At 57.0% G+C, this 7,000-nt stretch carries 6 protein-coding genes; 3 read left to right on the top strand and 3 right to left on the bottom strand.

Annotation, left to right across the window (positions count from 1 at the left end):
* Window positions 1-237 precede the first annotated feature (237 nt).
* Together sfsA and ACXAH0_RS09505 are read right to left on the bottom strand one after the other, a co-directional pair.
* On the bottom strand, window positions 238-942 hold the full coding sequence (gene sfsA, locus ACXAH0_RS09510; protein ID WP_475174595.1) for a DNA/RNA nuclease SfsA: 705 nt from the start codon (window positions 940-942) through the stop codon (window positions 238-240).
* 49 nt (window positions 943-991) lie between these two features.
* Window positions 992-2,416 (bottom strand): TrkH family potassium uptake protein, encoded by a 1,425-nt coding sequence (locus tag ACXAH0_RS09505; protein WP_475174593.1) that lies wholly within the window; start codon window positions 2,414-2,416, stop codon window positions 992-994.
* Between the two features lie 546 nt (window positions 2,417-2,962).
* Between ACXAH0_RS09505 and ACXAH0_RS09500 the strand changes: the two genes are divergently transcribed.
* A complete protein-coding gene (locus ACXAH0_RS09500) occupies window positions 2,963-5,119 on the top strand; it encodes a putative bifunctional diguanylate cyclase/phosphodiesterase (protein WP_475190622.1) in 2,157 nt (718 codons plus the stop codon).
* A gap of 115 nt (window positions 5,120-5,234) precedes the next feature.
* Here ACXAH0_RS09500 and ACXAH0_RS09495 read toward each other — a convergent pair whose 3' ends face one another.
* Entirely contained in the window at window positions 5,235-5,762 is a 528-nt protein-coding gene (locus ACXAH0_RS09495) for an Lrp/AsnC family transcriptional regulator (protein WP_475190618.1), read from the bottom strand.
* Between the two features lie 68 nt (window positions 5,763-5,830).
* Between ACXAH0_RS09495 and ACXAH0_RS09490 the strand changes: the two genes are divergently transcribed.
* Together ACXAH0_RS09490 and ACXAH0_RS09485 are read left to right on the top strand one after the other, a co-directional pair.
* Window positions 5,831-6,217 (top strand): RidA family protein, encoded by a 387-nt coding sequence (locus ACXAH0_RS09490; protein WP_475190615.1) that lies wholly within the window; start codon window positions 5,831-5,833, stop codon window positions 6,215-6,217.
* A 259-nt stretch (window positions 6,218-6,476) separates the two neighbouring features.
* Window positions 6,477-6,941, top strand: coding sequence for a PhnE/PtxC family ABC transporter permease (locus ACXAH0_RS09485; protein WP_475190612.1), 465 nt, complete (start codon window positions 6,477-6,479; stop codon window positions 6,939-6,941).
* Window positions 6,942-7,000 lie beyond the last annotated feature (59 nt).

Below are 7,000 nucleotides of genomic sequence, written 5' to 3'. Positions count from 1 at the left end.
AAACAAAGACACAGGATCAGTTGCAACCTTGCCACGACCAACGACCTTCCCATCCCGGTCCTTCACGCAGAACGAAGTCTCTTCCTTCGAAACATCAAATCCAACATACTCCGACACGGTCACTCTCCTTTTATGCCTCTTGGGGCGTGTGCTACGACCCCGCATCATAGGCTCAGGAGAGTGGCCGCCGGAATGACGCTATGTATAAATTCAAAATCGCGGTCCCGGCCGTTTGCCTCAGATTACAATCGTGACCGGCCGGACAGCATCGATCCCGTCAAGGCGCACGTCACAGCCAATGGCATAGGCTCGCACCCCTGCCGCCCGGGCAGAGGCAAAGGCCTCAGCATAAACCGGGTCGATATCGCCCGCCAGGCTGATCTGGTCACAATCTGGCCGCTGAACGAGAAATACCATGGCCGCCTGATGGCCTTCGGTCACCATGTCCGACAATTCAACGAGATGCTTGGCCCCGCGGGCTGTCACGCTGTCGGGAAATTCGGCCAGTCCCGGCTCGCGCATCAGATGGGCATTTTTCACCTCCACATAGGTCTTGCGCCCGTCAACATCCTCCAGCAGAAAATCGATGCGGGAATTCTTGCCGTATTTGACCTCCCGGCGCAGGGAGGCAAAGCCGGTCAGTCCCTCGATCCGCCCGTCTTGCAATGCCTCTTCCACCAGCTTGTTGGGGTGGGCCGTGCTGATCCCCACAAGAGCGTCATCGACCTCGGCCACTTCCCAGGAATATTTCAGCTTGCGGGCCGGATTGTCCGAACGGGAGAGCCAGACCCTCATGCCCGGCTCTTTGAGCCCGAGCATGGACCCCGGATTGGCACAATGGGCTGTGACCTCTTCCCCGCCAGAATCCAGGATCACATCCGCCAGAAAACGCTTGTAGCGTTTCACAAGACGGCCACTGATGAGAGGCGCGGAAAATTGCATGGCGTTTCCCAAGTCCCATTCTTTAGAGAATACAGATTTGACAGCCGGTTTATTTGGACCAGAAATCCGGGTCGAGCAGAACCAGCACGGTGAAGAGTTCGAGACGGCCGACCAGCATGGCAAAGGAGAGCAGCCATTTGGCACCATCGGGCAAAGGTGCGAAATGACCGGCAGGGCCTATCATCGGCCCAAGGCCCGGCCCGACATTGCCGACGGAGGTGGCCGCCGCCGAAATCGCCGTGACCAGATCCAGGTCAAAGAAGGACAGTGCCACGGTGATAATGCCGACCGATCCCATATAGACCACCAGAAAGGCCAGAACCGAGAAGGACAGTTCCGGCGTCAGCCGGGTGCCTGCATATTCTTCCGACACGATCCGGTGCGGACGCACCATCCGGCGCAAATGAGCGCGCACTGTTCCAAAAAAGACCAGAAAACGGAAAATCTTGATGCCGCCGGTGGTCGATCCGGTGCAGCCACCGACAAACATCAGCAGCAAGGTGATGCCCACGACAGGTGCGCCCCACTGGGAGAAGTCCCCAAGCGCATATCCTGTGCCGGTGACGATGGAGACCACGTTGAATGTCGCCCGCAGCAGAGCCTCGTCAAAGGCAAAATGCATTTTGACCCCTAGATACACCGTAAGGGTCAGCGAGACGAGCAGCAGGAACCCGAGCAAGGCCCGCACCTGCGGGTCCCGCCACAATTGCAGCGGATGACCGCGCAGGGCCTGAATGATCAACACGAACGGCAAGGCGCCGATGATCATGAAGACAATGGCAACCCAGCCCGATGCAGGGTTCTTGAAATAGCCGAAGGACAAGTCATGGGTGGAATAGCCGCCGGTCGCAATCGTCGTCAGCGCATGGTTGAAGGCATCGAACAGCTCCATGCCCGTGGCCAGATAGGCAGCAATACATAGAACGGTCAAAAACAGATACGCAAGGCCGATCAGCCGGATCAGTTCAACGGAGCGGCTGACGATTTTCTCCGACCGGTCCGAACTTTCACTTTGAAACAGCTGCATTCCGCCGATCCGCAGGAACGGCAGCAAAACGATGGCCATGACGATGATCCCGACGCCGCCCATCCATTGCAGCATGGACCGCCAGACGAGCAGGCCGGGCGGCAATCCGTCGAGTCCGGTCAGAACGGTGGACCCGGTGGTCGTAAAGCCGGACACTGCCTCGAACACCGCATCCGCATAGCCAATGCCGAGCCACAAGAACGGCAGCGCACCGAAGGCGGGCAAGGTGGCCCAGGCAAGTGTGGTGAGAATGAAGGTCTGGCGCGTGTCGAGCCCATCCCGCAAAGCGCCCCCCACCGCAATCGACAGCAGCATGCCGACCATGCCCGTCAGAAGGGCGGAAAAGACAAAGGCCTGCCAGTCAGCATTTTTCTGGGCAACATCGACAACCGCCGGAATGAGCATGGCGGCCGCAAGACCGACATACAGAAATCCGAGAACGTTCAATACTGGTCTGATGGAAATCAAGCAGAACTCGCCCCGAATACTGTTGTAAAAATCAGGCGGACATCCTTCCAGGACCCCGGCTCATGGTCCTAGCGCTTTTCGGCCCGTTTTCCAATGGCCTCCCGGCCCCTTCCCCCCAAGTTAGCGGGTGTCCCTGCCAAATTAGGTACTCAGGCACCGTTCCGGAAAGACAAAATGTCCAAAAATCCGGTTCAGTCAGACAAAATTCGGACCGGCTCTTCCAGTTTCAGCACTTTCGCCCTCGTCAGCAGGCAAAACCCGCCCCCCGAGAACAGGATAAACAACTAAAAACGCTGCGTAATATAGAGTTCCTCAGTATAAAGACGCAGCGTTTAAGTCACTAAAGAAACCGTATTCATATATATGAAACAATTCAGAAACCCGCACATGTAAAAATAGAAAAAATCAAGAAAATAACCAAATTTCTGAAATTTTGTTCAGGGATTCGTAGTAAATTTTTACTACTCTTGGATGCATAAGAAAAAACACGCCCAACAGCCGAATGAAGGAATTGGTGCGATCAATATGCTTGGATTACAGTCTCTGGCCTTCCGAACCAGTGTTGTTTTGTCGGCTCTGGTCCTGTTCAGCATTGGCCTGATCGCGGCGGTCGGCTATGTGGAAATTTCAAGCAGCAGCCAGAAGACGGCCAAGTTCCGCCTCGACCTGATCTCCCGCGTCTCCGTCTCCCTGCTGACACAGACCAGCACCTCCCCCTTCCGCACACAGTATGATTCAGAAGGTCATCCGCGGTCCTTGCGCATTGCAAATACCCGCAAATCAGACGCCTTCCGCCCGGATTCGAAAAAGATCGGACAGCTGCGCACCCTTGCAAGCGCAATCGAGGGCACGGCCCGGCTGTTCAAGTGGACCAGCAGCCATACAACTTTCACAACGGTGGCAACCAGTCTGGCCGGCCCACCCGGCAACCAGATGATGTCCGGGTCCATCACGTCAGGGCATCCTGCCTATACCGCCCTTCTGGCCGGTCAGCCCTATCTGGGCAAGATGCCGGTTGACGGCCATCAGCGGCTCGCATTTCTCATTCCCGTCCTCACAGATGAGCGCGAATTGCTTGGCGCAGTGGAAGCCGATGCCGGCTGGGTGGACGATCTGGCCGAGACCGAACAGCGGCACCATATGCGGATCGTGGCTGCTGCCATTCTGATCATTGCTTCCTTCGTGCTGCTTGCCGGTCTTTATCTGCGCTTTGAGCTGTACCCGATCCGGCAGCTGGCCCGCAATGCGGATAACCTGGCCAACGGCAACCAGCCCGAGCGCATCCCCTATTGCGACCGGCGGGACGAAATCGGCGATCTGGCCCATGGGCTGGAGCGGGTGACCGTGCTGCAGGATAAACTTCACAAGCTAGCCTACACAGACCCAGTGACAACGGCCGGAAACCGCACCCGCTATTTTTCCGACCTCAACAAGCTGATGCAGCAGGCCCGCAATGGCGATAGCTGCGGGTCGCTGGTTCATTTGGATTTCAAGGGTTTTGCCAAGATCAACGACACATTCGGCCACCATGTCGGCAACCGGGTCCTGATCCTTGCCTATGCGCGCCTGGCCCGGGTCTTCGGTCCGGCTGCAAAGATCTCCCGCATTTCCGGCGACGACTTCTGCATTCTTCTGCCCGATGACGAAGACGGCAATGCAGCCGAAGAATGCGCCAAGCGCGCGGTCGCGGCCCTGACAACACCGTTCAACATCACGGAAGGCGAAATCCGGGTGGAGCCCAGCATCGGCATTGCCCTGCTGCCCCGTGATGCCCAGGATGCGGAGAACGCCCACCGGGTGGCCGGGCTTGCCCTCAGAGCCGCGAAAGACCTGAGCGGCAGCCGCTATGTTTTCTTCTCCGCACCGCTCAACGAGCGCGTCCAGACCGAGATGTTGACGGAAACCCTGCTGCGCAGCGCCCTGAAAACCAAATTGCTCGCCCTGCACTACCAGCCCCAGATCTGTCCTGTCAGCCACAAACTGATCGGCCTGGAGGCTCTTGTGCGCTGGCCGAGCGAAAAGCGCGGTTTCATTCCGCCTTCCGAATTTGTGCCGATCGCTGAAAAATCCACTCTGATTCTGGAACTGGGCCACTATGTTCTGGAGTTGGCCTGTGCCCAGATCGCTCACTGGATCAGCATGGGCTTCGACTTCGGCCATGTGTCCGTCAATGTGTCGCCTCAGCAGTTCCGCCAGCCGCGTTTTGCCAAGGACGTCAAGACGGTTCTGGAAACCTACAACATTCCTCCCAGCGCTCTGTGCCTGGAAGTGACTGAAAACGTCTTTCTCGACACCAACGAGCAGCAGGTGCTCGACATTCTGTCCAAACTGCAGAAGATCGGTGTTCAGCTGTCACTGGACGATTTCGGCTCCGGCTATTCGTCCCTGATCTACCTGCACCGTCTGCCCTTCCAGGAACTGAAGATCGACCGTGCCTTTATTCAGCAGGTGGAAGGCAAACCCCAGAATACACAATTGTTCCAGGCCATTGTCGGTCTGGGCCACAGTCTTGGGCTCCGGGTGATTGCGGAAGGCGCCGAAACCGAAGACGAACTGGCCCTTGCAACGGCCAATGGCTGCAGCGCGGTCCAGGGGTTTGTTTTCAGCCCCGCCCTTCCGGCCGAGCAGCTTGAGGACCGTCTTGCGATGATCCAGACCAAGAGGAAGAAGCGCGCAGTCTGACGATAGAGTAATACTTAGCGCAATTCCGGTCAGAAGCCGCCTTTGGTATCGAGTGCGGCGAATGACTGGAATGGGCCCAAAGTGCGGGAAAATAGACCCTGTGCAAATGGCCGCTTCACGTTGTCGGCAGCGGCACGTCAGGCCACTTGGTCGTGAGTTCTGCTTGAACACCGCGCTCCAGATAGGTCGATAGAACCACATAGCTTTTCGTACCCTTGACCCCCGGCAGAACGTAGAGCTGTGCCAAGAATTCCTCCAGCGCCTGTGCGTTCGCGGTGCGTACCTTCATTATCACGCAGGTATCACCGGCAACAGAGTGCATCTCTTCAATCTCCGGGAAGTCATGAAGCCTCATCATGCGCTCACTTTTTCCCCAGCCATCAGCATCCACATGCACAAAGGCCAGGAAGTTTTTTCCGCAAACCGGACCATCAAGCTGAGCACCGATCCGCTTAATAGCGTTCTGCCTCAATCGCTTGACGCGCTCATGCACAGCGGGAGCGGAAAGACCGACTTGATCGCCGATGTCAGCGTATGTGGCGCGGCCATCTTCAGTCAGGGCGGCTAATATCTTTCGGTCGAATACGTCAAGGACGCGCGTTGGTGACATCGTCTGCTGAACATCCTCTGTTTCTTCCCCCATGTCGTCATCTTCTCCTTTCGATACGCGCTTTCTTTGGCAAAAAGCAGATATCACGAAAGGATATTCAGATGAAGACTCGAGAAATCAATCCCGCCACTGGCATATACCCGGCAACACGAGATTACGTTCACGCCATGGAGGTAACTGGCGCGACGAGGCAATTGTTCGTCAGCGGAACAATGGGCTTAGCTGAGAATGGCTCAGTCCCCGACAACCTGGACGAACAACTCGAATTGCTCTGGAAGAACATTCAGCGCATCTTGGCGGTAGCAGAAATGTCTCTTTCGAACATTGTTCGAGTGACCAGCTATCTTGCTCGGCCCGAATATGCCGCGAAGAATCAAGCCGCGCGCGAGAAAGCTCTAAACGGTGGAGTGGTCCCGACAACGGCTATAGTCGTTACAACACTCGACCCGTCTTGGCTGGTGGAGGTCGAGGTCATCGCCATGAGCTAGAAATTTCCAGACACGGAAGTCCGCATAGCCGCCGCGAACTTCAGTTAAGTCCGCATTGCCGTTATAAAAACGGGACGAGATGAAGGGGGGTAGGTTCAATACCAACCGCACTTAACAGGACCCGTTCTGACCTTGTTTGGAGCCTGCTTGGTCCGGAGCGAGCCGCAGGGCGATACGGACTATCGTCCAAGGCGCGCGACGCCGCCAAACAGGCTCCAAACACGGCCTCTGGTGGCTCGTACCGGCCCGCCGGACGGCGTTGCGCGCCATTGAACAGCTGATCCTGGCTCTGATCTTCATCCGTGCCTTTGGCCTCGGCCCTCTGGCGGGCATTTTGGCCATTGCCGTGTCTGAAATCGGGACGTTCTCGAAGCTCTTTTCCGAAGCCATCGAAAACACGTCCAAAAAGCCGGTGGACGGCGTGAAGGCCTCCGGTGCCGGACCGCTGCAGACCATCCGCTATGCCACGTTACCACAAGCCCTGCCCGTGATCCTGTCGGTCATTCTCTACAATTTTGAATCGAACACCCGCTCCGGCACCATTTTGGGCATTGTCGGGGCGGGCGGGATCGGCTTTTTGCTGGCGGACCGCATCAGCGCCTATAAGTGGCCGGAAGCCTGGACGATGATCTTCCTGATTATCCTGACCGTCTATCTGATTGACGGCTTTTCCGATTTCTTGCGCCGGAAGATCATCGGCAGGGATGAACGCAGCCGGGCCTGACAAGCCTCGGCAACAAGAGGGATTGCCCCTTGTGTTGATCGGATGGCTCCCGGTCACAA

The sequence above is a fragment of the Roseibium sp. AWQ4_290 genome (assembly GCF_056160985.1).
Note: the sequence above shows the minus strand (reverse complement) of the source record. Positions and strands in the feature narration are given on the sequence as shown.